This is a genomic window from Novosphingobium sp. SG919, from assembly GCF_012932495.1.
Taxonomy (GTDB): domain Bacteria; phylum Pseudomonadota; class Alphaproteobacteria; order Sphingomonadales; family Sphingomonadaceae; genus Novosphingobium; species Novosphingobium rhizosphaerae.
This window is the reverse complement of the sequence record NZ_JABCNG010000006.1, coordinates 384440-406646: the sequence shown is the minus strand read 5'-3', so window position 1 is coordinate 406646 and position 22207 is coordinate 384440. Positions and strand designations below refer to the sequence as shown.

The 22207-nt window shown below is 65.6% G+C and carries 21 protein-coding genes; 8 read left to right on the top strand and 13 right to left on the bottom strand.

Features of this window, described 5'->3' with window-relative positions:
- Nucleotides 1–315 precede the first annotated feature (315 nt).
- Genes FHT19_RS22000 through FHT19_RS21990 form a run of 3 tightly spaced genes read left to right on the top strand, consistent with a single transcriptional unit; the run spans nucleotide 316 to nucleotide 6277 of the window.
- Nucleotides 316–1530 carry an efflux RND transporter periplasmic adaptor subunit gene (locus FHT19_RS22000; protein WP_248290606.1) on the top strand — a complete coding sequence of 405 codons (1215 nt, stop codon included), beginning with the start codon at nucleotides 316–318 and terminating at the stop codon, nucleotides 1528–1530.
- Entirely contained in the window at nucleotides 1530–4709 is a 3180-nt protein-coding gene (locus FHT19_RS21995) for a CusA/CzcA family heavy metal efflux RND transporter (protein ID WP_169476804.1), read from the top strand. The genes FHT19_RS22000 and FHT19_RS21995 overlap by 1 nt, the downstream gene beginning before the upstream one ends.
- Nucleotides 4706–6277, top strand: coding sequence for an efflux transporter outer membrane subunit (locus FHT19_RS21990; protein WP_169476803.1), 1572 nt, complete (start codon nucleotides 4706–4708; stop codon nucleotides 6275–6277). The genes FHT19_RS21995 and FHT19_RS21990 overlap by 4 nt, the downstream gene beginning before the upstream one ends.
- A 117-nt stretch (nucleotides 6278–6394) precedes the next feature.
- Here FHT19_RS21990 and FHT19_RS21985 read toward each other — a convergent pair whose 3' ends face one another.
- Entirely contained in the window at nucleotides 6395–7189 is a 795-nt protein-coding gene (locus FHT19_RS21985; protein ID WP_168556178.1) for a TorF family putative porin, read from the bottom strand.
- Nucleotides 7190–7411: 222 nt separating this feature from the next.
- Here FHT19_RS21985 and FHT19_RS21980 point away from each other — a divergent pair, with 222 nt between their 5' ends.
- The 3 genes from FHT19_RS21980 to FHT19_RS21970 all read left to right on the top strand — a co-directional run bounded on the left by FHT19_RS21980 (nucleotide 7412) and on the right by FHT19_RS21970 (nucleotide 11293).
- Nucleotides 7412–8257, top strand: coding sequence for a metallophosphoesterase family protein (locus tag FHT19_RS21980; protein ID WP_248290605.1), 846 nt, complete (start codon nucleotides 7412–7414; stop codon nucleotides 8255–8257).
- 16 nt (nucleotides 8258–8273) lie between these two features.
- Complete coding sequence (locus tag FHT19_RS21975) at nucleotides 8274–8507, top strand: hypothetical protein (RefSeq protein WP_169476802.1); 234 nt, start codon at nucleotides 8274–8276, stop codon at nucleotides 8505–8507.
- Nucleotides 8508–8680: 173 nt separating this feature from the next.
- Nucleotides 8681–11293, top strand: coding sequence for a TonB-dependent receptor (locus FHT19_RS21970; RefSeq protein ID WP_168556180.1), 2613 nt, complete (start codon nucleotides 8681–8683; stop codon nucleotides 11291–11293).
- Nucleotides 11294–11651: 358 nt separating this feature from the next.
- Here FHT19_RS21970 and mtgA read toward each other — a convergent pair whose 3' ends face one another.
- The gene (gene mtgA, locus FHT19_RS21965; protein ID WP_168556181.1) at nucleotides 11652–12365 is read right to left on the bottom strand and encodes a monofunctional biosynthetic peptidoglycan transglycosylase; all 714 of its coding nucleotides are present in this window, start codon (nucleotides 12363–12365) and stop codon (nucleotides 11652–11654) included.
- Between the two features lie 146 nt (nucleotides 12366–12511).
- Between mtgA and FHT19_RS21960 the strand changes: the two genes are divergently transcribed.
- A complete protein-coding gene (locus tag FHT19_RS21960) occupies nucleotides 12512–13267 on the top strand; it encodes an SDR family oxidoreductase (protein ID WP_169476801.1) in 756 nt (251 codons plus the stop codon).
- A gap of 53 nt (nucleotides 13268–13320) precedes the next feature.
- On the top strand, nucleotides 13321–13749 hold the full coding sequence (locus tag FHT19_RS21955) for a VOC family protein (RefSeq protein WP_169476800.1): 429 nt from the start codon (nucleotides 13321–13323) through the stop codon (nucleotides 13747–13749).
- Nucleotides 13750–13751: 2 nt separating this feature from the next.
- Here FHT19_RS21955 and FHT19_RS21950 read toward each other — a convergent pair whose 3' ends face one another.
- From FHT19_RS21950 to FHT19_RS21900, 11 genes are all read right to left on the bottom strand, one after another.
- Nucleotides 13752–14270 carry a hypothetical protein gene (locus FHT19_RS21950; RefSeq protein WP_169476799.1) on the bottom strand — a complete coding sequence of 173 codons (519 nt, stop codon included), beginning with the start codon at nucleotides 14268–14270 and terminating at the stop codon, nucleotides 13752–13754.
- A complete protein-coding gene (locus tag FHT19_RS21945) occupies nucleotides 14267–14527 on the bottom strand; it encodes a hypothetical protein (protein ID WP_169476798.1) in 261 nt (86 codons plus the stop codon). The genes FHT19_RS21950 and FHT19_RS21945 overlap by 4 nt, the downstream gene beginning before the upstream one ends.
- A complete protein-coding gene (locus tag FHT19_RS21940; protein ID WP_211185031.1) occupies nucleotides 14524–15138 on the bottom strand; it encodes a glycoside hydrolase family 19 protein in 615 nt (204 codons plus the stop codon). Before FHT19_RS21940 ends, FHT19_RS21945 begins: the two co-directional genes overlap by 4 nt.
- Before the next feature lie 16 nt (nucleotides 15139–15154).
- The gene (locus FHT19_RS21935) at nucleotides 15155–15388 is read right to left on the bottom strand and encodes a hypothetical protein (RefSeq protein ID WP_168556186.1); all 234 of its coding nucleotides are present in this window, start codon (nucleotides 15386–15388) and stop codon (nucleotides 15155–15157) included.
- Nucleotides 15385–15828 (bottom strand): transglutaminase-like cysteine peptidase, encoded by a 444-nt coding sequence (locus FHT19_RS21930; protein WP_169476797.1) that lies wholly within the window; start codon nucleotides 15826–15828, stop codon nucleotides 15385–15387. Before FHT19_RS21930 ends, FHT19_RS21935 begins: the two co-directional genes overlap by 4 nt.
- A gap of 16 nt (nucleotides 15829–15844) precedes the next feature.
- Complete coding sequence (locus tag FHT19_RS21925) at nucleotides 15845–17968, bottom strand: hypothetical protein (RefSeq protein WP_169476796.1); 2124 nt, start codon at nucleotides 17966–17968, stop codon at nucleotides 15845–15847.
- Nucleotides 17969–18061: 93 nt separating this feature from the next.
- The gene (locus tag FHT19_RS21920; protein WP_168556189.1) at nucleotides 18062–18559 is read right to left on the bottom strand and encodes a hypothetical protein; all 498 of its coding nucleotides are present in this window, start codon (nucleotides 18557–18559) and stop codon (nucleotides 18062–18064) included.
- Nucleotides 18559–19062: a hypothetical protein gene (locus FHT19_RS21915; protein ID WP_169476795.1), complete on the bottom strand. Its 504-nt coding sequence runs from the start codon at nucleotides 19060–19062 to the stop codon at nucleotides 18559–18561. The genes FHT19_RS21920 and FHT19_RS21915 overlap by 1 nt, the downstream gene beginning before the upstream one ends.
- The gene (locus tag FHT19_RS21910) at nucleotides 19059–20867 is read right to left on the bottom strand and encodes a hypothetical protein (protein WP_169476794.1); all 1809 of its coding nucleotides are present in this window, start codon (nucleotides 20865–20867) and stop codon (nucleotides 19059–19061) included. Before FHT19_RS21910 ends, FHT19_RS21915 begins: the two co-directional genes overlap by 4 nt.
- Entirely contained in the window at nucleotides 20867–21517 is a 651-nt protein-coding gene (locus FHT19_RS21905; protein WP_169476793.1) for a hypothetical protein, read from the bottom strand. Before FHT19_RS21905 ends, FHT19_RS21910 begins: the two co-directional genes overlap by 1 nt.
- Nucleotides 21514–22164, bottom strand: coding sequence for a hypothetical protein (locus FHT19_RS21900; RefSeq protein WP_169476792.1), 651 nt, complete (start codon nucleotides 22162–22164; stop codon nucleotides 21514–21516). The genes FHT19_RS21905 and FHT19_RS21900 overlap by 4 nt, the downstream gene beginning before the upstream one ends.
- Nucleotides 22165–22207 lie beyond the last annotated feature (43 nt).

Sequence of the window (22207 nt, the reverse complement as noted above, 5' to 3'; positions counted from 1 at the left end):
TGCACCCCTTGGATTGGCCTGAGCCATGCCGGAGCCCTGCAGGCGGGCCAAGGGCGGCACGCAACTTTGGGCAAGGGTGTGGTGAGGCGATGTTTGCCATGGTCGCGGCAGTACATTGGCCAGGCCCGTCGCCCCGGTCGGCTCTGCGCTGCATTACGGTAATTTAACGCGGCCGCTAGGGGCGCGGACAGGCGCGGTGGGCCAGAGGGGCAGCATCGGCCTGGCGTGCACCTGCAACGGTTCACAGACGGGCTGCCATCTTTTGGACCGAAGAGAAGACTGCGCGCCATGAATTTTGAACACGCTGTGCCGCAAATGTCCCGTGCCCGGCAGATCCGGGTGCTTGCCTTGTCCGTTGCCGCGGTGGCTTTGGTGGCGACCGGGGCGACTGCCGTTCGCGCCTGGTTGCACCAGCCCGAGCCGGTCGCCGCTGCCCTGCCTGCGGGGCAAGTGCAATTGACCGACAGCCAGGTGGCCAGCCTCAAGATCGAAACCGTGGGGGCCGACGATGGCTTTGCCCGCACCGGCGCCAGCGGCCAGATCACGGTGGATGAAACCCGCTCCACCCCGGTGTTCCTGCCCTATTCGGGCCAAGTGCAGCAGGTCTTCGTGCAGAACGGCGATCGCGTCCAGGCCGGCAGCGCGCTGCTTTCGGTGCACACCACCGACATTGCCGATGCGCGCAATGCCCTGGCCGCGGCCTTGGCGCAGCGCACCGCCGCCGCCGCCCAAGTGCGCGTGGCCACCGAAAACGCGCAGCGGGCCGAGGAAATCTATCGCACCGCCGGTGGCGCGCTGAAGGACCTGCAACAGGCGCGCAGCGACCTGGTGGCGGCGCAATCGCAGCAGGGCATTGCCGATGCCGCCGTCACCGCCGCGCGCGCCAAGCTGGGCGTGTTCGGCGCCGGGAATGGCGGGGGCAGTGATGCCGTGCTGCGCGCGCCGATCGGCGGCGTGGTGGTGACGCGCTCGATCAGCCAGGGGCAGTATGTGGCGGGCGGCGCCAGTGCCGCCGGCAGCAGCCAGCCGGCCTTCCTGATCGCCGATCTTTCGCGCGTGTGGCTGGTGGCGCAAGTGGCCGAAAGCGATGCCGCGCGGGTGCACCTGGGCGACAAGGTGGTGGTAACGGCCACGGCTTTCCCCGGCCGCACGTTTGACGCCACGATCAACAACATCGGTGCGCAGATCGATCCGGTGTCGCACCGCCTGGCCGTGCGTGCCACGATCTCCAATCCCGATGGCGCCTTGAAGCCGCAGATGTTTGCCAACTTCACCATCGAGACGCCCGAAAAGGACGTGAACCCGGCACCGGCGACGCCGCACCTGCTGAGCCTGCCGACCGAAGCGGTGATCCACGAAGGGGACAGCGCCCGCGTGTGGGTGTGGCTGGGCCGCGGCCGTGTCGTGGCGCGCGACGTGGTGACCGGCGAAAGCCACGATGGCCGCGTGACCGTGGTTTCGGGCCTCAATCCGGGTGAAAAGGTGGTGACGCAGGGCGCCATCTTCGTGAACGAAGCGGGGCTCGACTGATGGTCAAGCTGGTACGCTATGCGCTGGGGCAGCGCCTGACCATCGTGGCTTTCTTCGTGTTGATGTTGGTGGCGGGCGGTATCGCCTTCTACAACCTCAACATCGAGGCCTATCCCGATCCGGTGCCGCCGATGGTGGAGATCGTGACGCAGTCTTCGGGCCTTTCGGCCGAGGAGATGGAGCGCAACATCACGATCCCGATCGAGGTGCAGATGTCGGGCCTGCCGCACATGACGGCAATCCGCGCGATCTCGCTGTTCGGCCTTTCGGACGTGAAGATCCAGTTCACCTACGATTTCAATTATGACCAGGCCCAGCAGCAGGTGATCAATCGCCTGGCCCAGCTGCCGCAATTGCCGGGCGGCGCTGTGCCGACGATTTCGCCGACGAGCCCGGTGGGCGAAATCTATCGCTATCGTATCGCTGCGCCCAAGGGCTATTCGGTCGAAGACCTCAAGACCTTGCAGGACTGGGTTCTGCAACGCCGCTTCCGCGCGATTCCGGGCGTGGTGGACGTGACCGGCTGGGGCGGCAAGCTGCGCACCTATGACGTGGTTGTCGATAACGACCGGCTTCAGGCCCATCACCTGACGGTGGCGCAAGTGATCGCCGCGCTGGGCAAGGCCAATGCCAACGTCGGCGGGCAGACCATCAACTTTGGCGCGCAGAGCGCGATCGTGCGCGGGATCGGCCTGATCCAGTCGGTCGATGCGCTGGAAGACACCCCGGTCGGCCGCGACGGCAATGCCCCGGTGCTGGTGCGCGACGTGGCCACGGTGAAGATCGGCAACATGCCGCGCAACGGCATCGCCGGGCTCAACAAGGACGATGACATCGTCCAGGGCATCGTGCTGATGCGCCGTGGGGCGCAGTCGATGCCCACGATCGAGGCGGTCAAGGCCGAGATCGAGAAGATCAACACCACTGGCGTGCTGCCCCCGGGCGTGCACCTGGAACGTATCTACGACCGCTCCGACCTGATCGGGGTAACCACGCATACCGTGATGGAAAATCTGGTGGCGGGCGTGCTGCTGATCTTCCTCTTGCAATGGGCGTTCCTGGGCAACTTGCGCAGCGCCCTGATCGTGGCGGCGACCATTCCCTTTGCCCTGGCCTTTGCCGTGCTGATTCTGACGGTGCAGGGGGAAAGCGCCAACCTGCTATCCGTGGGCGCGCTCGATTTCGGGCTGGTGGTGGATGCCACCGTGATCATGGTGGAAAACATATTCAGGCACATGGCCGAGCGATCGCACCATGTGGAAACCCATGAAGGCGGGCGCTACAGCTTTGCCAGCCGCATCGGCGCGGTGCTGGCCGCCAGCAGCGAAGTGAGCCGGGGCATCTTCTTTGCCGCCGCGATCATCATCACCAGCTTCCTGCCGCTGTTCACGCTGACGGGCGTGGAAGGGCACATCTTTGGCCCGATGGCCAAGACTTATGCCTATGCCATCATCGGCGGCCTTGTCGCCACGTTCACCGTGGCGCCGGTGCTTTCGGCGATGATGCTGCCCGACAAGCTGGACGAGGCCGAAACCTGGCTGGTTTCGCGCATCCGTCGGGTCTACGAGCCGGCCGCAGCCTTTTGTTTCCGCAACCAGGTGCTGGCGATCGGCGCGGGCGCACTGATGGTGATCGGCGCGTTCGTGGGCGTGCGTTCGCTGGGGGTGGAATTCCTGCCCCAGCTTGAAGAAGGCAACATGTATATCCGCGCTTCGCTGCCCGCGGCGATCTCGCTCGATGCGGGCGAGCCGGTGGCGCGCGCGATCCGGCGCGATATCATGCAGTATCCCGAAGTGACCGCGGTGCTTTCCGCCCATGGCCGCCCGGACGATGGCACCGATGCCACCGGCTTCTTCAACGTGGAATACTTCGTGCCCTTGAAGCCCTTCGACCAATGGCCGAGCGGGATGAACAAGGAAAAGCTGGTGGCCGATCTCTCGGCCAAGCTTAAGGCGCGCTATCCGGGGGTGGACTTCTCGTTCTCGCAGATCATCGAGGACAACGTGGAGGAGGCCGCATCGGGCGTGAAGGGCGCCAACTCGGTCAAGCTGTTCGGGCCTGACCTCGCCACGCTGGAGCGCATTGCCGGCCAGATTCGCGACCAGATGGCGCAAGTGCGCGGCATCACCGACCTGGGCATCTTCCAGTCGCTGGGCCAGCCGACCGTGCGGATCGACGTCGATCGCGAAAAGGCAGCGCGCTATGGCCTGAGCGTGGACGACGTGAACCAGACGGTGCAGGCCGCGATCGGCGGTACCTCGCCGGGCGATCTTTATGAACCGCACACCGACCGCCACTTCCCGATCATGGTGCGCCTGCAGGCTGACCAGCGCGATAGCCTTGAAGCGGTCAAGCGGATCACCGTGGGGGCGACGGCGCCCGACGGCACGGCGATTTCGGTGCCGCTGTCGGAACTGGCGGACATCCGCCTGACCACGGGGGCAAGCTTCATCTATCGCGAGCACCAGGAGCGCTACATTCCCATCAAGTTCTCGGTGCGCGATCGCGACCTGGGCAGCGCGGTGGAAGAGGCGCAGGCGCGGATTGCCAAGAACGTGCCGCTGCCGCCGGGCTATAGCCTGGAATGGGCGGGCGAGATGAGCAACCTCAAGAACGCCGTGGCGCGGTTGGAAATCGTGGTGCCGATCAGCCTGTTGCTGATGCTGGGCCTGCTCTATGCCAACTTCCGCTCGCTGCGCGATACGCTGCTGGCCTTCTCGGTGATCCCGATGGCGGTGGTCGGCGGGGTGTTGGGCCTGATGCTGACGGGCACGGCCTTTTCGATCTCTGCGGCGATCGGCTTTGTCGCGCTGTTCGGGATTGCGGTGATGGACGGCATCCTGCTGGTGACCAGCTTCAACCAGGCGATGGATGAAGACATGGAGCGGCTGGCCGCACTGCGCCACGCCACCACCAACTCGCTGCGCCCCGTGCTGATGACCTGCCTGGTGGCGGCCATCGGGCTTGCCCCGGCCGCCGTTGCCACCGGCATCGGCAGCCAGGTGCAAAAGCCGCTGGCGCTGGTGGTGGTGGGCGGCATGACGCTGGCCCCGGTGCTGATCCTCTTGGTGCTGCCGCTGCTGATCAACCGCTTTTCGAGCCGCGTGGCCGGGCCGCGCAAGCGCGTCGGCGCCGACCATGCCCTGCCCGAAACGACTCAAGATGGAGAACCGGCATGATCGCCCAAACCCTGCGTGGCTCGCGCTTGGGCCCGGTGCTGGGGACGGCCCTGGCTACCCTGGCTGCCGCCCAGATCGTGGCGGTGCCGCTTGCCAGTGCCAAGGCGCCGCCTGCGACGGCCAGCGTGGACGTGCCGCTGCCGCCAACGCCAACCGGCTACGCCCCGGCCAAAGTGCTGGACCAGCCGATGCAACAGGGCAATGCCGGCGCCCAGCAAGTGCATGCCGGCATGGCCGTTTCGGCCCAGTGGTGGGAAGCCTTTGGCAGCCCGGCGCTCAACGCACTCGTGGCGCGGGCGCTGGCCGCCAATACCGATCTTGCCGCGGCCCGCGCCCGCATGGCCCAGGCGCAGGCCCTGGCTGGGGCGGCGCGCGGTGGCTTGCTGCCGCAGGTCGACGCCGGGCTGACCAGCGAACGGCAGCGCCTTTCGGCAACGCTATCCACCCCGCTGGCTGATCCCAACCCGCAGGTCTTTTCACTGCATACCGCCCAGGTGAGCGTGAGCTATGCCCCCGATCTGTTTGGCGGTGGGGCGGCACGGCTGCGCTCCGCCCGTGCGGCCGCCGCGCAGGCCCAGGCGCAGGCCGATGGCGTGCGCAACATGGTGGCCGCCAACGTGGTGCTGGAGGTGATTCGCCACGCCGCGCTGACGGCCGAGATCGAGGCCACGCGCGAGGCGATCGACAGCAACCAGCAAGTGCTTGGGCTGTTGCGGCAACGCGAGAAAGTGGGCGCCGCCGGCCGGGCAGACGTGACCGCGCAGGCCGCAGCCGTGGCCGCGGTCGAAGGCGCGTTGCCCCCGCTCAAGCAACAGCACGCGGCGAACCTGGCGGCGCTGTCTGTTTTGCTGGGCGAGGCGCCGGGCGCGCCACTGGAAACCGCACCGGGCGTCAAATCCGCGCCATTGCCGACGCTGGACGAACTGGCCGTTCCCGCCGACGTGCCGCTGGTGCTGCCTGCCGACCTGCTGGTGGTGCGTCCTGATGTGGCGGCGTCCGCGGCCGCGCTGGAAGGCGCCGCGGCCGATGTGAAAGTGGCCATGGCCGCGCGGCTGCCGCAGATCAACCTGTCGGCCACGGCCGGCGGCACGGCCGAGGATTTCGGCCGGATGTTCGTGGATGGCAATCCATTCTGGCAATTGCTGGGCGGGATCACGGCGCCGATCTTCCACGGCGGCACGCTCAAGCGGCAGGAACAGGCGGCACGCGACGCGCTCGATGCGGCCAAGGCGGGATACAAGGGCACGGCCCTCCAGGCCTTTGCCGATGTCAGCAATGCTTTGTCGGCCCTGGCCAACGATACCGCCGCCCTCGATGTGGCGCAGCGCGGGGACGATGCCGCCGCCAGCAGCCTGATCATGGTCAAGCGCCAGCTGGAACTGGGCGCGGTGGGCACGTTGCAGGTGCTCAACGCCAGCGCCACGGCGCAAACCGCGCGTGCGCAGTTCGTGGCGGCGCGGGCGGCGCGCCTGGCCGACACGGTGGGCCTGTTCACCGCGCTGGGTGGCGGCGTGCGCCAGTTGCCCACCGGCCCGGCCGGCCCGGCACCCGTGGCATCCGGTCACTGATCGGCCCACTGGGCAGCGCCGCTCCGCAAAGCGGCGCTGCCCTGAATGGCAAAAGCCCGCACCGGAGAACCGGTGCGGGCTTTCCCCTGTTGCCCTTGGGCGAACGTCGTTAGGCGATCAGAACGTAGCCATCAGCGAGACCACGCCTACCGTCTTGGCGGCGCGGTACATCTGGAATGGTTCGACGCCAGCAAAGGGATTGGCGGCCGAATCGTTGCGGCTGACGTTGGTGCCGACCACCGAGAAATCCAGCGTCAGGTTCTTCCACGTGGTGCTGACGCCGGCGGTGTAGTCGAGATACTGCTTGGTATAGTCGAACGCGCCGCCGGTGTGGCCCAGGTGGGTGTGGATCGTGAACGGCGTGTTGGGAATGGCACCCGACAGTTCGCCATAGATATAGGCGTTGGTGTGGGTGGTGTAGACGTCCAGGTTCTTCTGCTTGGGCGCGAAGTTGATGCCGGCCTTGGCGTTGACCGGACCGACCGCCTTGGACAGCGAGCCATAGACTTCATAATAGTTGAGGCCCGGCGCGCCCGGATAGAGGTAGCCGTAGAGACCCACGTCGAACGTCACGCCGGTGGTGGCGATGGCGTGGGTAAAACCGCCGTAGACGTCGATTTCGGTGCCGCCAATGTTCACGGCCGGGCTGGCCGAGGCGCTCGAACCCCAGGTCGAGACATAGAAGCCCGAGCTGTGCGAAAGAGTGAGCGCGCCCTGGACGGCGGGCAGGTTGTTCGACTGAGAAATGCCGCGGAACCGGTACTGGCTGATTACGCCTGCCGAACCGGTCACCTTGAAATCGCTTGGGGGCGCGGTCTCGTCGGCCATCGCGGGCACAGCATAGCCAGCAGCGACGACAAGGCTGAGCGCCGTGGCAGCCTTGGCCACGCGCGACTTGATGGACGTACGCATGAAATACCTCTTTGTTTTGTCTTTGACGCGTCGCCCCGCCTGCACAAATCGCCCCGGCCTCTTTCTTGCGCGGGCTGGTTGACGACTTGCGCTTGTCTGGATGCCGGGGCCTGCTGCGTTGCACAAGACCAATCCGTGGGCCGTGGCATTCTCGTTCTGGAATGTGTCTTTTGTGCATCATAGTGTTTCTGACGCTTGTCTCTGCCCGCGCGAGGGCCATATATGTCCCGCGAAGTTCGTCACGGCCGGTGCATGCTCAAGTTGCTCAAGTCGCTAATTTCGGGTCCGCGGGCAGAACCGCCGGCCCCACCAACCCTGGTTCCGCCGGGTCAGCGCATCTATGCGGTGGGCGATATCCACGGCCGGCTTGATCTGTTCGAGCAGATGATTGCGCTGATCGAGGCAGACGACGCCACCCGCAATGCGCAAGCCGCGCTGCAAACCCCGATCGCAACCACTGTGATCCTGCTGGGCGATCTTATCGATCGCGGCCCTGACAGTGCTGGCGTGATCGCCACGGCGCGCGCCTGGGCAGAGCGCCGGAACGTGCGCATTCTGGCGGGCAATCACGAAGAAATGTTTCTGGGCGCATTCGAGCGCGAAGAAACCCTGCGCCATTTCCTGCGCCACGGCGGCCGCGAGACGCTGTTGAGCTATCCCATCGACCCGGACGATTATGCCCGGATGACGCTGGACGAATTGCGCGCTGCAATGCCGCAATTCGTGCCCGCTGCGGATCTGGCATTCCTGCGCGGCCTGGAAGACCAGATTCGCATCGGCGACTATGTCTTCGTGCATGCCGGCATCCGCCCCGGCGTGCCGCTCGATGAGCAGGTGCCCAGCGACATGCGATGGATTCGCGGCGAATTCATTGCGGATCGAACGGCACGCGATTTTGCCGTCGTCCACGGCCACACCATCGTAGACGAGCCGGAACTATCGCCCTGGCGGGTGGGCATCGATACCGGCGCTTATGCTTCCGGGCGATTGACCGCCATCGGCCTTGAAGCTGCCGAGCGCTGGCTGCTGGTGACGCAGGACGAATCGGCAGCTCCGCCAGCGGGCTGAGCCGGCGCGCGGCGCCTTGACGGACCGCCCTTCGCAGCCAACCGCCACGATTGCACCTGTTGTGTTGCAAAACATTGCAAACAACCGCAAATCCGGGCGCACGTTTCGCAAGCGCGCAAAATCTTTGCTGTTGTTGCGAAGGCGCCACAGGCCGCACGATCATTACGCAGGGATGCTTTCATCTGAAATGATCGGCAAGCGATTCATCGCTTGTCAGAAGCATTTGGTCGTGGCGTTCAACATCAAGTAAGAAATGCAGAAATTTTGTCATTTTCGTGTCACACGAAACCGGTCAGGGAAGGCTGCCGGTGCGCGGAAGCCTTGTGCCGGCCCCCTGCCAGCGTCGGGTCGCCTGGCGGCAGCGGGGGACGGATCATCTCGTGTCGCCGCAGTGCGGCGACCTGACACGCAACGGGGACACCAATGCATCGCTCGCACCTTACCGCCGGCTCGCTGCTGGCGCTGGGCATGGCTCTGGCCAGCACGCCCGCCCTGGCCCAATCCACCGGCTCGGTCGATTTCGAACAGCAGACCATCGTGGTCAGCGGCCGCACCACCAAGTCGGTGAACGGCGTTCAATTGCCCGATACGCCCAAGGCCAAGCAGGTTCTTGACCAGACCATCATTGCGCACCAGGCGCCGGGCCAGTCGATCAACGACATCATCAACCTGGTCCCGGGTGTGAGCTTCCAGAACAACGACCCGTTCGGTTCGTCGGGCGGCGTGCTGTATATCCGTGGCTTTGACAACACCCGCATCTCGCAGACGTTCGACGGTATCCCGCTGAACGACACCGGGGGCTATTCGATCTATTCGAACCAGCAGCTCGATCCCGAAGTCATCGACCAGGTCAACGTCAACCTGGGCACCACCGACGTCGACTCGCCCACGGCGGCCGCTTCGGGTTCGACGGTCAACTATCGTTCGCGCAATCCCACCGAGGATTTCCACGCGCGCATGATCGGTTCGGCCGGTGAATACGGCTACATGCGCATTTTCGGCGAAATCGACACCGGCAACCTCACCGCAGGCGGTCTGCGCGCCTATGCCACCGCGTCGAATTCGCGCAACGACACGATCTATGGCGGCATCGGCAAGATCCAGAAGCAGCAGTACAACGCCAAGCTGTACCAGCCGCTGGGCAGCAATGGCGACTTCATCTCGATCGCCGGCCACTACAACCGCAACCGCAACAACGCGTTCGGCTCGGTCCCGATGTGGATCGAAAACACCGGCACCCGCGTGGTCGGCACCGGTTCGGGCAACCGTTATCCGGTTTCGGGCGACGATCGCTTTTACCAGACCGCCCGCTGCACGATCGCGGCGCCGGTAGCCGGTGCGGCTGACGCGGCCAGCGCCTGCGGTTCGGACTACGACTATCGCATCAACCCGTCCGACACCGCGAACATCCGCATTTCCTCGCGCTTCACCCTGGCCGATGGCCTGGTGCTGACGGTCGATCCGTCGATCCAGTGGACCAGCGCCAATGGCGGTACGCTGGGTTATGTGGCCAGCGAAAAGACCACCACCATCAACGGTGTGAGCGGTCTGACCGGCTATGACGGCACCAACTACTATTTCGGCAAGGATCTCAACGGCGACGGCGACAAGCTGGACACCGTTCGCCTGATTGCACCGAGCCAGACCAAGACCATCCGCCTCGGCCTGATCGCCTCGCTGCGCTATGACATCAACCCCGACAACACGATCCGCCTGGCCTATTCGTACGACCGCGGCCGTCATCGCCAGACCGCGGAATTCGGCACGTACAACAGCAACGGCACGGCCGGGACCTACTTCCCTGTCAGCGACCCGATCACCGATGTGAACGGAAACGTGATGCAGCGCCGCAACCGCCTGTCCTACGCCATCCTGCACCAGGTTTCGGGTGAATACCGCGGCAAGTTCGGTGGCCTCACCGTCAATGCCGGCGTGCGCGTGCCGTTCTTCAAGCGCAACCTCAACCAGTATTGCTTTACCAGCCGTACCGGTGGCTATGCCTGCTTCGGCAGCGATGCGGCCAATGCAGCCTTTGCGGCGGCCAACCCCTATGTGGTCAGCACCACGACCGGGCTGCCCACCAGCGGCTATGCCGCGCCGCAGCAGCGCATCTTCACCTACAGCAAGGCCCTGCCGAGCGTGGGCGCGACCTTTGCGGTGAATTCGAATGTCGGCATCTTTGCCAACTATTCGAAGGGGCTGCAGGTGCCGGGCACCGACAACCTCTACAACTCGTTCTACTTCCCGATGGGCAATGACGCCGCCAAGCCCAACCCGGAAACGACCGACAACTTCGATCTGGGCGTGCGCTATCGTTCGGGCAAGGTCATGGCCCAGGTTTCGGCCTGGTACACGATTTACCAGAACCGCCTGGCTTCCTCGTTCGATCGTGACCTGAACACCACGATCTATCGGAACCTTGGCCGCGTGGACAAGTACGGCATCGACGGCTCGATCTCGTACTCGCCGGTGCGCGACCTGGCGATCTACCTCTATGGTTCGTACCTGCACTCCAAGATCCGCGACAACGTGGAAGCGGGCGACTGCTCGTCGCAGAACGTGCTCCTCAACATGTACGGCTGCACCGCGGCGACCGGCACCGCTTACTACCAGACCGCCGGCAAGCGCGAATCGGGCGCGCCGGTCTATACCTTCGGTGGCCGCGTCGATGGATCGGTTGGTCCGGTCTCGCTGGGCGTGCAGGCCAAGCGCACCGGTCCGCGTTACGTGAACGACCAGAACCTGCCGTTCTATGTCAACGTGGGTGGCACCACGCCGCGCCAGGAAATCTTCCCCGCCAAGGCCCCGGCCTATACCCAGGTTGACCTGGATGCGAAGCTGAGCCTCGACAAGGTCAGCCCGATCTTCAACAACCGCACGTTCCTGCAGTTGAACGTGATCAACGTGTTCGACGAAACCTATGTGGGTGGCTTCAGCGGCACGCTGAACAGCCAGTCCACCTCGACCTCGCCGATCAGCTATGCGCAGATCAGCCCGCCGCGCACGATCATGGGTTCGATCAGCTTCGGCTTCTGATCCAGCGGCAAGATCGCAACCGAATGGCCCGCCGCCACCTTCAAGGGTGGCGGCGGGTTTTTTCATGGGGGCAGTGCGCTGTGCGCCGGGACGCGCCGATCGTGCGACCAGCCGTGCTGCGCTGCACTATCCATCGGGCGTGTTGTTGCGCCATGTTGCTGCAAGCTGCGCATATGCGGGAACGATACGGGAAATCGTTCATTGTGCGTTGCAGCATAGTAGATGCGGTTTATTGCGTGATCATGCGGCAAGAAGGGGGCAAGCCCTGCCTGCCACGATGCGTTATCCGGCGGCTCGGCTTACACGCTGGAGGGGGCTGCTTCCCGCAAAACGGGAAGCGGCCCTTTCGCGTGGGACGTTATTGGTAGACGCAGGTATCGTACTGCCCGCGCACCACGGCCGAACGCGCGGCAATCGCATTGCCATGGCGGCGCACGAAGCCACTGGCGCCGGTGACCTCGCGCACTTTGGGCTGGGGAAAGGCGGCGGCAATGCGCGCCGCCTCGATCCGTGACAGATGCAGCGCGCCCTTGTTGTAATAACGCTGCGCGCCGGCCTCGACCCCGTAGGTGCCGATTCCGGTTTCGGCGACGTTGAGATAGACTTCCATGATCCGCCGCTTGCCCCAGATCTGCTCGATCAGCACGGTAAACCAGGCTTCCAGGCCCTTGCGGAAATAGCCGCCGCCCTGCCACAGGAACACGTTCTTGGCGGTCTGCTGGCTGATGGTGGAGCCGCCTCGGATACGGCCCCCCTGCTGGTTGCGCTCGAACGCCTGGAGCATTGCGGCCTGATCGAAGCCATGGTGGCTGCAAAAGCGCGAATCCTCGCCTGCTATCGCCGCATCCACCATGCTGCGGTCGATCCGCGTCAGCGGCGTCCAGTCCTTGGTGATGCCATTTCCATCCATCACCATCGTGGCGGTGATCGGCACGGGCACCCATTTGTAGACCAGCACCCACAGCACGCTGCCAACCAGGAACACGATGATGGCCCGGCCCAGCCACCAGCCCAGCCGCCAGGCCAGCGAGCGTTCCTGGGTGGGGCGGGACGGCATCAGTTGCTTGAACATGGGATGCTTTATGCCGCGCTGCGGGATGGCAATCAATCCGCACGCAGCCGATCTACAGATCTGCGCGCATGATCTTTTTTCCATGGCGTTGCGCAGCCGCGTTGCAACCCCCACGTTGCGGCCACCAGTCAAAGGAACCATGGCCCATGAAAACCAGCGGCAACACCATTCTCGTCACCGGCGGTGGCAGCGGCATCGGGCGCGCGCTGGCGCAAGCCTGGCACGCAGCGGGCAACACCGTGATCGTCACCGGTCGCACCCTGGCCAGCCTGGAAGAAACCGTGGCCGGGCGCGAAGGTCTTTATGCCATGGCACTGGACGTGACCGATGCCGACGCCATCGCGGGCTTTGCAGCCGACGTCGTTACCCGCTTTCCCGCGCTCAACGTGCTGGTCAACAATGCCGGCATCATGCGCTTTGAAGACCTGAGCGGGTCGCGTGACCTGGCCGACGCGCAAGCGACGGTGGTGACCAACCTGCTTGGCCCGATCCGCATGATCGATGCACTGGTCGACCATCTGGCCGCACAGGCCGATGCGGCGATCGTCAATGTCACTTCGGGCCTCGCCTTCGTGCCGTTGGCCGCGGCGCCCACTTACAGCGCCAGCAAGGCGGCGATGCATTCCTACAGCCAATCGCTGCGCGCGCAGTTGGGGGGGCGGGTGGAAGTCATCGAATTGGCCCCGCCCGCGGTGCAGACCGGATTGACGCCGGGGCAGGAAACCCGCGAAGGCTACTTGCCGCTCGATACTTATATCGCCCAGGTGATGGCACTGTTCGACCAAGTGCCGACCCCGGCAGAAATCTGCGTGCCCAATACGCTGGCTTTCCGCAATGCCGAGCGGGACGGGCATTTCGACCATCTTTTTGCCCAGCTCAATGGCCAGGCCGACCGGCCGTGACGGCCTTGGCCTGACTGCAACGGACATATCGTTTTGAACGGAGCTGCCAGACAATGACCGAGTTTCTGCACACCATGATCCGCGTAACCGATCCGGACGCGACGGTCGCCTTTTTCAAGCTGCTGGGCGTTGAGGAAACGCGCCGCTTTTCCAGCGAGCAAGGCCGCTTCACCCTGATCTACCTGGCCGCGCCCGGGCAGGACTATGAAGTGGAACTGACCTATAACTGGCCGGCCGAAGACGGCAGCGCCGAAACCTATACCGGTGGGCGCAATTTCGGCCACCTGGCGTTCCGCGTGGACGATATCTACGCCACGTGCCAGACGCTGCTTGATGCGGGCGTCACGATCAATCGGCCGCCGCGCGATGGCCACATGGCCTTCGTGAAGACGCCTGACGGCATCTCGATCGAACTGCTGCAGAATGGCCGTCTCGATCCAGCCGAACCCTGGGCCAGCATGCCCAACACCGGCAGCTGGTAACCTCAGCGCTCGGCCGCTTCCGATAGTGTGACGGCGGTGTCCAGGCCAAGGGCCCAAGTGCGCAAGGCCAGGGCATAGGCCGTCACTTCGCTACAGGCCTGCACGTCCTGGTCGGATACCACGACACCAGCGGCGGGCACTGGCGGGCGAATGCTGGCAGCGTGATCCGTGGTGGGGGCAGGGGGTGGGCCGGCAGCACGCGCACTGTTTGCGGGCTGCACGCGATGAGCGGCGCCATAGCGCAAAGCAGCAGCGCGGGCCGTTTCCAGTTCGTGATCATGGCGGGTTTCCTCGTTCTGCGCCAACTGCCGCAAGCGACGTTGTTGTTGGGCAAGGGCGGCGCGGGCGGTGGTTTCGGCCCGGGCCTGGGCGGCGCGGAAGCTGGCTTGCTGTTGCAACAGGGCCTCGGCCCTTGCGTGAGCCAGCACTGCGTAATGCCGGCACGCCAGCGCCAGGATCAGCGCCGCGATCCAGGGCAGGGCATGACGCGCCAAGCGCGCCAGCCAGGGGGCGGGGATCACCGCACCACCGCCACGGCATCGGGCACGATGGCCCCCAGCCGCGCCAGCGCCCGGCTGCGCTGCAGGCTGTGGCGCTGCCCCTGGATGATGGGCAGGGCAATCGCCACCAGGGCCAGCAGCAACGTGGCGCTGTCATCGGCCAGCCAGCCGCGCCCGACGGCGAAGGCAACAAGCGGCGGCAGCGCCTGGCGCACCAGGCTGACCAACTGATAGGGCACCGGCGAGGCATCGATCTGGAGCGGGACGGATTCGGTCACAGCAGCAATCCTTTTGCACGGGCGACCAGCCGGCGGCGGCTGTCGAGGCCGTTGGTGCCGCCGTTGATGCGGTGGGTGATGGCATCGTCCTGGCCGGCATCGGCCAGGGCGGAGAGATGGCGTGCTGCCCAAAAGGCGATGGCGGTCCGCACGGCGCCTTCCGCCGTGGCGGCAAGGCCCGGCTCGGTTTCCAAGGGCAGCTGCAGCGCTTCGCCCATCGCGCGATAGACGGCGCGCCCGGTGATCTGGAATAGCCCGCGCCCGCGATAGGCAAAGCCATCACCCGGCTTCACGTTGCCCAGATCGGTGCGACCGTCATATCCGGCCTGGGCCGGGGTGGGGCCCCAGATTTCGACCAGGTTGCGAAAGCCGCCACTTTCGTGCGCCGCCTGGCCCAGGAAATGGGCGAGGCGGGCAGGCGTGTCCAACAGGCCGGCGGCTGGCAAGTGAATCGCGGCTGCCGCCGCCAGTGGGCGCAGCGCGGCCATGGGACGTCCTGCCACCGCAGCCATCAGCGCGGCCATGGTGCGTGTACCCATCTGGCCGTCCGCTGTGCCAATGTCGTGGCCAGCCGCCAGCAGCCGCTTTTGCAGCCTGGTGATGTCGATCATGGTTGTGGCTTTCGATTCAGCGCGAAAAGGTGCTCACCGCCCAGGCGATGAAGGCAGACAGCCCGCCGGCCAGCGCGGTCAGCGCGGCAAAGGCGCCGCGCCGGGCACTTTCGCGCGCTTCGATCTTGGCCAGGCGAGCATCGATTCTTTCCAGCGCGGTGGCCATCCGATCAAGGCTGTCCTCCATGGCGTCGAGCCTTCCCTCCATGCGTCCCATATCGCGGTGCAGGTCCTCGTGGCTCGTGGTCATGCGGCCGATGCCGTGCACAGCAGCCCCCAGCTGTCGTCCTCGGGGCATTCCCGGAACTGCAGGTTGGCGACGGACGACCACGCCTTGGGCGCGGCGCTCGTGCTGTCGAGCAGCAGCGTATAAGGCGCCTGCGGGGCCGAGATGTCCGCTGTCAGAACGGGGTGTGTGGTGCCGTCGGGCAGCGTCGCAAGCGCGATCAGCAACCCGGCCGGCCCATGCCCGGCCGCGATCAGGCGACGGCGCTTTTCCGCCACGGCCTGGCCGGTCCAATCGATCCGGCTGGGCGGCAGCAATTCGGCATAGGCCACGGTCCGATCGTCAGCCATCAGGCTGCGACCCAGGTAGAAGTGGGTGGTATCGTTGGTGAACGCAGGGTCGGCGTTGACGGCTGCATTGATGGCGGCAAGGTCGGCAAGAAGGGCCGGCGTTTCGATCAGCATGGCAGGCTCCCTTGGATCAGGCGTCGGCAACGCTGGCGGTCCAGCGCAGGTACTTGGACGCGCCCGGATCGGTAAAATTGATGCGGAACGTGGTGGCGCCGGCTGCGCTGATCCAAAAATTCGGCGCCCATCCCGATGACGTGGGAATGACGTTGAAATCGGTGGGCGTCAGCGAGAGGCCATGCGAAATATCCAGATAGGTCTGCCCGGCCGCAACCGCGGCAGTGCCGCGCGCTTCAAGCCGCACGCCGGGCAGCGAACCGCCGCCGGTCTGCTTGTGGGTGATGCGGTGCTGGCTGATGGACTGCGCCGCCAGAGTGCCGATCGCCGAATAGCGGTTGTATCCGTTGAACAGGCACTTGATGCCGTCCACCAGCGTGTCGCACTGCAGGAAATAGTTCGCGTCGAGCGTGGCCACGGCCTTGGTCGTGCCCGAGCCATGCAGCACGACGGTGGCCGAAAGCACGGCGTTGCCGGAAAAGTCGATCGCGCTGGTATCGGTCGCGCCCGAGAGGCCGCGCTGCATGTCGATCGGATAATTGACGTATTCGAAGAAATTGTCGCGGATCGAGCAGGCATGGAACGCGCGTGAATCCCCGGTGGTATCCGCGCCCAGCAAGCGAAGGCCACCGGTCATCGTGGTGGCAGCGGTGCTGCCGCTCATGAACTTGCCGATGTGGTTGCCGCGCAGTTCGAATTCAAAGATCGAATAGGTCGAGCCGGCTTCGGAATCCACCACGATGTTCGCGGGGGTGAAGCCGTTGGTGGGCGGAACCTTGCCGTTGTACAGCAAGTTGCGCGTGATGTGGTAATGATCCTCGTTCTGCGTGCGCGTGGCCGGCTGGCGCAACCACAGGCAGACGCCATTCACGTTGATCTGGTTGCGATCGATATACAACCACTGGACCCAGTTGGTCTTGATGCCGATCGTGACGGCGGACCCATTGTTGTTGAACGGGCCAATATTGCACTTTTCGATCAGCGTGCTGTCCGCATAGTCGACCAGCACGCATTCGCCCGCGTGGTTGTCTGCCGGTTGGATGGAGAGGCCCGCGAGCGAACAATCGCTGACCTTGGTTCCGGTCTTGGTCACCTTGCCAGCGGCGTCCACGGTGGGAATGGCCTGGCCAAGGACGATGCGCGCGCCATTGCTGCCGCGCAGGCGGCACTGGCCGCCACCCAATGCCTCGATGCGCGAGGAACTCATCGTGATCAGCAGGTCAGACGTGAACGTGAACGTGCCCACCGGCACTTGCAGTGTGCGCCCGCGCACGGCGTTGAGCCACGAAATGGCGGCCTGCAGCGCGGCTGTATCGTCCACCCCGTCGCCCTTGGCGCCGAACCACATGAGATCGGCGGTACCCGTGCGGGTTGCCGCACGCACCCATGCGCCGCTGGCGCCGGTCCGGTCGGTGCTGGGCGGGATATAGAACGCCTGCGCCGTATCGGCCGTAACCGCGCTCGCCAGGTTATCCGTGGAGAAATAGAAATACCCCTGCCGCCCGGTTTCCAGCAGATAGGCCATGACCGCGCGATTGGTGCGCGTGGCCAGCGCGCTGCGCGTGGCGCATGGCACGATCACGTCGTTCAGCGTGCCACCGCCGGGAATGCCCACGAGCGTGGCGCCTTTGTTGGCATCGGTGCTGGCCATGTCTGAGCGCAGCAACGCATCGCTGTTGACCGCGTCGGCCAGCACGGCGGTGCCGTCGATCGGCGAAAAGGCAAAGAACTTGCCCTTGCGCTTGGCCGCCGAAGGCAGCGTGCCGGCGTTCTCGCCCAAGGGAATGCGCATGCAGCGCTTGAGGTCGCGCGACAGCGCCTGGTCGCGCAGCGCAGCGCGGTCGTTGGCCAGGTTCACTGGCGCTGCCAGCCACGCCGATCCGTTCTCGAAGGCCGTGGTCTGGGTGAAATCGGGATCCAGCCACACCACCAGTTTGCCCGGGCCAGGGGCCGCAGCGAAGGTCACGGTGCCGCCGCCGCCTTCGTACAGCTCCACGGTGTAGCCCGCGGTGATCGGCTGGTCATCCAGCAGCACGGCCACGTCGGCGGTGCTCTGCGCTGTAAACGTGAAGGGAAATGAAAGCGTTACGCCATTGGCGCTGAACGGCCCATCATAGGCGTTGGTGGTGGAAACGGCCATGGAAAGGTGTCCCTGCAAGGCGCGCGGGGGTGGGCCGCCCAAGCGGGCGGGGCAACGCGCAAACGAAAAGGAAAGGTGGAAGGGCTGCCCTGGTCAGCCGATACGGGCGCGCATCGCGCCATATTGGCGCGCGCCCGAAAGCACCGACTGGCTCATGTCGACCAGGCCGCTCAGCAATGCGGTCTGGCGTTGGGCTGAAGCGGCGCTGGCACGGCCCATGGCAAAGGCCGCCCCGGCATCGGCCTGGCGCACGGCGCGCGTGCCCTGCGCGGCCAGATCGGTCACCCGCGCGCCGCCAACCAGGCGAGTGCTGTCCACCGCATCGGCTGCGGTACCGAAATCCACGCCCACACCGCCGGCTGCGGCAGCCACGCGCTGGCGCCCTTCCTCGGCTGCCATCTGGCGATACTGATCCTGGATCGCGCGGGTGGTTTCATCCTGGGCATCGCGGGCTGCGCTGCGTTCCAGTTCGGCCTGGCGCAGCGCGGCCTGGCGCTGATACTGCGCCTGGTGCATGGCGCTGACGGTGCTGATGCCTTGGCCGGCCACGGCAAGGCCAGCGGCAATGATCGGAAGTGCGGGGCCACACATCAGGCATTCTCCTGTTGCAGGGTGGAAAGGGCGGGGCGGCGGCGGGCAAATCGGCGAAAGGCCAGGTCGCCCACCAGCATGGTGTCTTCGTCCACGGTAAAACCCCATCGTTCGAGCAGGCGGATCGCCCGGGTGTTGCCGGCAGACACTAGGTTGGCCAGCACCGCGCTTGAATCGTGCATTGCCGCCAGGATCGGGGGGCCCAGGCGCAGCAAGGTGCGGCCGTGTCGCCAAACCTCGTCCGTGCCCAGGAACCAGGGCACGCCGCGGCCGGCGAGCGCCGATTCGACCACCACGCCGAACATCGCGTGCGGCTGGCCAGCCACCATCGCGGTCCAGCAATGGGTCGATGCGATCAGGCCGTGGCGCAGGGCGGCCTTGGGTTCGCGGCCCATGGCGCGGCATTCGGCCTTGTCGATGGCGCGCATGTGTCGCGCCAGGAAACCCACATGGCGGGCATGGGCCGGCACGATTTCCACGTGGGTCTGGTTGGGCAGGATCATCCGCCCAGCACCGGATCGATCGCCACGCCCAGCAGGGTGAACGGCAAGGGCGCGGTCTGTCGCATCCAGATGGCGCAATCGTCGCGCGCCCGGTTGTCCAGGTTGACCAGGTATTCGCCATTCATCAGCGCATCGGGCGCGTTCCATGCCTCGTCCTTGCGCGATTTGACCGGGAACAGGTGATCGGCGTCGATCCCGGCTTCGATCTGGCGTGTGTCGGCCAGGGTCAGCACGGCCTGGCTTGCCTGGCAGATCCGGCCCACGCTGCTACCCGTCGTGGTGGACAGGCGCAGCGGCAATGTTTCCACATCCACCTGATACGGGATGCCGAAGGTGACTTGCGTGGCGCCGCCCATGCCGGCTGGCAGGGTGATCGTGCCGTTCGTGACGGTCAGCCCCGAAATGGCCACGCCATCGACCAGCCCGGCAATATCGGTGCGCCCTTCAAGGTGCCACAATCCGGTAAAGCTGGTGCGTGGTTCATCGAACCGACCTTTGACTGCGCAATCGAGATAGCAGGCATCCGCGATGTCCGACCATGCATGGCGCGCCATGCGCTCCACGAAGCGGCGGGTCGCTCCGGCGATGTCGCGCTCCACCACCAGGTAGACGCGATCCTCGCCCTCTTCGGAGATGCAGCACACCGACAGGACCTTCCCGTCGGTTTCGCACAGGGTCCAGCCCCACACGTTCTGTTCCTGCTCCCAAGTGAAGCAGACGAGCTTGCCATCCTCGCGCACCGCCCAGATCACGCTGCGCGGCTCCTGGGCATAGCACCAGGAAACGATGCTCATTCCGTCGAAGAAATGCGGCGAGAAGATCGAGACGTCGTTGGATTTCAGCCCGTCGATGGTGAAATCATAGCCGATCGTGCGCACCGTACGGCCAACGCTTGGCTGGTAGAACACCACATTGTCGATCACCAGCGGCGAGATCCGCGACGATCCACGCCCGATCTGGCGCCGCGTGGCCGGCGCGCGCGTGGCATCGAGCACGCCACCCGATCCATCGCCATCGATGTGAAACACGCTGTCCGATGTCAGCGCCAGCAGGCTGGTGGTGGTGACCAGCTGGTTCACCGAATTGACGCGGCCGGCCACGATGGTGAACGCCATGGAGTCATCGGCGCGCAATGGCCGCGAACGATCCATGTTCTCCAGTTGGCCGCTGCGCGTGGTCCAGATGCCGTGCGGCACGTTGCGCGTGCGGGCCCACACCGCGCGCTGTTCGAACAGCGTGACGGTGGAGGGATAGTCATTCGGCCCGGAAAACGGGTTGGCCGCCTGGGGCGGGGCGCGATCCAGCGCCGGCGCGATATTGTCGTCGCGAAAGTTCGTGGTCTCGGTCGTGCCGATATAGCCGAAGAACTGCGAGTTATCCGCCTTGTAGACGTTGTACCGCGTGGCCCCGGGCGCCGCTGTCCAGGTTATCGTGTTGAAATTGCGTTTGAGCGTCAGGTCGTTGGTGGCGGTCGATGCCGTGCTGGCGCGACTTTCCATGCCGGTGTCGTCGTTCACCGCCGTCACGCAATAGCTTGCCGGCTGCGGGAAATAGGCCGCGTTGCCATTGCTGCTGTCGGTGTTCGCCACTGTTGGCCAGGCATAGCAGCCTGCGGGCGCATCCACCGTGGGCGCAAAGGCGACAGTGCGAAACGACCAGTCGGTATGGCCCGCACGCACCAGCTTGGCGGGCGCGTGGTCGATATGCGCCAGATACATGGTATCGGCGGTCTGCTCAAAATCGAGCTCGGCCAGTTCCACCCCGTTGTAGGGCGAACCCACCTTGTAGATGCGTGCTCCGCCCATCAGAACCAGGCCTTTCCGCCAAATTGCCCCGAACCGCCGAAATAGATCGCCGGGCGCGTGGGGGCGGGGGTTACGGGGGGCACCACCGGCGCGGCGGGGGCCACAGGCGGTGCGCTGCGGGTCGTCCCGCCACTGCAGCCTGCAAAGGTGGCCACCCCGCTGGTATCGGCATCGATGCGAAAATGGCTGTCGTCGATCACGGCCACCACGGTCCAGGCGCGGCCGTTGAGCAGGCTGCCCATCTCGCCCGCGCATCCGGCAATGTAGAACCGGTCGCCCACGGCAAAGCCGTGATAGGCCACTTCCACCACGGCCTGCGCGGCATTGCTGATCGCGGTGATCGCCAGTTCCTCTTCCAGGATGCGGCCGCCGCCTGCGCAGGGGCTCATATAGCCTTGGCCCATTTCCAGCGCATATGTCTGGCTGAGCGAGAACTGGAACGGCACCAGTCGCACGGGCTGCGTGGGATCAAGCACTTCGGCCACCATTTCGGTGCCCGGTCGCTTGGTCACGCCGCCGTACTTGAGCACGATGACGTTGCGCGCCTTGCGCAGGGCGGTGCCCCATGCGTCGACGTCGAACCGGCCGTACAGCTGCGGACCCAGCTCGCCACGGCAGAAATTGGCTTGCGCCGTGCGCCCGCCGATCATGCCGCGTCTCCTGGAAAGGCAAGGCCGGCGCGGGCCAGTTCCGCTTCGCTGACATACCGCGCCGGGCGCTCGCCGCTCTTGTTCGCCTCGTCGGCGATCGCGCGCATCCGCGCGATTTCAGCGGCGCGGGCCAGCGTCTGCGCGGCGGTTGCGTCCTTCTTCACCGGCAGGGCCAGTCGCGCGGCCAGTTCCAGCTCGAATGCGCGCGCCACCAGCGGCGGCAGATCCGGGGCAGTCACGTTGTTGCGCACGAACACCAGCGTGGCGTTGGCCACGTTGGCGTAGATGCGCCCACCCTCGTAGAGGAACGCCAGCGGCGCCGCGTCCTGGAGCGGAAAGGGAAACGGGCCACCGCTCGGCAGCGTGGTGGCGTCGTCCTCCACCGCGCGCACGGCGATCGGCTGTGCCAGGTTCGTGGGGGCGGCATAGGCGTGCAGCCATTCGGCCGGGCGGTCGTTGCTCACCTCGGCCAGCACCACGCGCGTGCGCGCCCAGGGCCAGGGCGCCCATTCCGCCAGTTCGGCCAGCAGAGGTTTGGCAAAGCGCGTCGCTTCGCGGGCCTCGATGCTGCCTTCGGCAAAATCGGCGATCTGCCCAGCGGCAATCTGCGCCAAGGCGCGGTTACAGATGTCGATCAGTTGGGCCATGGGCTTGTCCTTGCTGCCAGGCGAAAGGGTGCCCCTTCCTGGC

Excerpts from the sequence above, each read along its gene's own strand:
- FHT19_RS22000 (WP_248290606.1), top strand. The coding sequence starts at position 316 with ATGTCCCGTGCCCGGCAGATCCGGGTGCTTGCCTTGTCCGTTGCCGCG.
- FHT19_RS21995 (WP_169476804.1), top strand. The coding sequence starts at position 1,530 with ATGGTCAAGCTGGTACGCTATGCGCTGGGGCAGCGCCTGACCATCGTG.
- FHT19_RS21990 (WP_169476803.1), top strand. The coding sequence starts at position 4,706 with ATGATCGCCCAAACCCTGCGTGGCTCGCGCTTGGGCCCGGTGCTGGGG.
- FHT19_RS21985 (WP_168556178.1), bottom strand. The coding sequence starts at position 7,189 with ATGCGTACGTCCATCAAGTCGCGCGTGGCCAAGGCTGCCACGGCGCTC.
- FHT19_RS21980 (WP_248290605.1), top strand. The coding sequence starts at position 7,412 with ATGTCCCGCGAAGTTCGTCACGGCCGGTGCATGCTCAAGTTGCTCAAG.
- FHT19_RS21970 (WP_168556180.1), top strand. The coding sequence starts at position 8,681 with ATGCATCGCTCGCACCTTACCGCCGGCTCGCTGCTGGCGCTGGGCATG.
- mtgA (WP_168556181.1), bottom strand. The coding sequence starts at position 12,365 with ATGTTCAAGCAACTGATGCCGTCCCGCCCCACCCAGGAACGCTCGCTG.
- FHT19_RS21960 (WP_169476801.1), top strand. The coding sequence starts at position 12,512 with ATGAAAACCAGCGGCAACACCATTCTCGTCACCGGCGGTGGCAGCGGC.
- FHT19_RS21955 (WP_169476800.1), top strand. The coding sequence starts at position 13,321 with ATGACCGAGTTTCTGCACACCATGATCCGCGTAACCGATCCGGACGCG.
- FHT19_RS21940 (WP_211185031.1), bottom strand. The coding sequence starts at position 15,138 with ATGATCGACATCACCAGGCTGCAAAAGCGGCTGCTGGCGGCTGGCCAC.
- FHT19_RS21935 (WP_168556186.1), bottom strand. The coding sequence starts at position 15,388 with ATGACCACGAGCCACGAGGACCTGCACCGCGATATGGGACGCATGGAG.
- FHT19_RS21930 (WP_169476797.1), bottom strand. The coding sequence starts at position 15,828 with ATGCTGATCGAAACGCCGGCCCTTCTTGCCGACCTTGCCGCCATCAAT.
- FHT19_RS21925 (WP_169476796.1), bottom strand. The coding sequence starts at position 17,968 with ATGGCCGTTTCCACCACCAACGCCTATGATGGGCCGTTCAGCGCCAAT.
- FHT19_RS21920 (WP_168556189.1), bottom strand. The coding sequence starts at position 18,559 with ATGTGTGGCCCCGCACTTCCGATCATTGCCGCTGGCCTTGCCGTGGCC.
- FHT19_RS21915 (WP_169476795.1), bottom strand. The coding sequence starts at position 19,062 with ATGATCCTGCCCAACCAGACCCACGTGGAAATCGTGCCGGCCCATGCC.
- FHT19_RS21910 (WP_169476794.1), bottom strand. The coding sequence starts at position 20,867 with ATGGGCGGAGCACGCATCTACAAGGTGGGTTCGCCCTACAACGGGGTG.
- FHT19_RS21905 (WP_169476793.1), bottom strand. The coding sequence starts at position 21,517 with ATGATCGGCGGGCGCACGGCGCAAGCCAATTTCTGCCGTGGCGAGCTG.
- FHT19_RS21900 (WP_169476792.1), bottom strand. The coding sequence starts at position 22,164 with ATGGCCCAACTGATCGACATCTGTAACCGCGCCTTGGCGCAGATTGCC.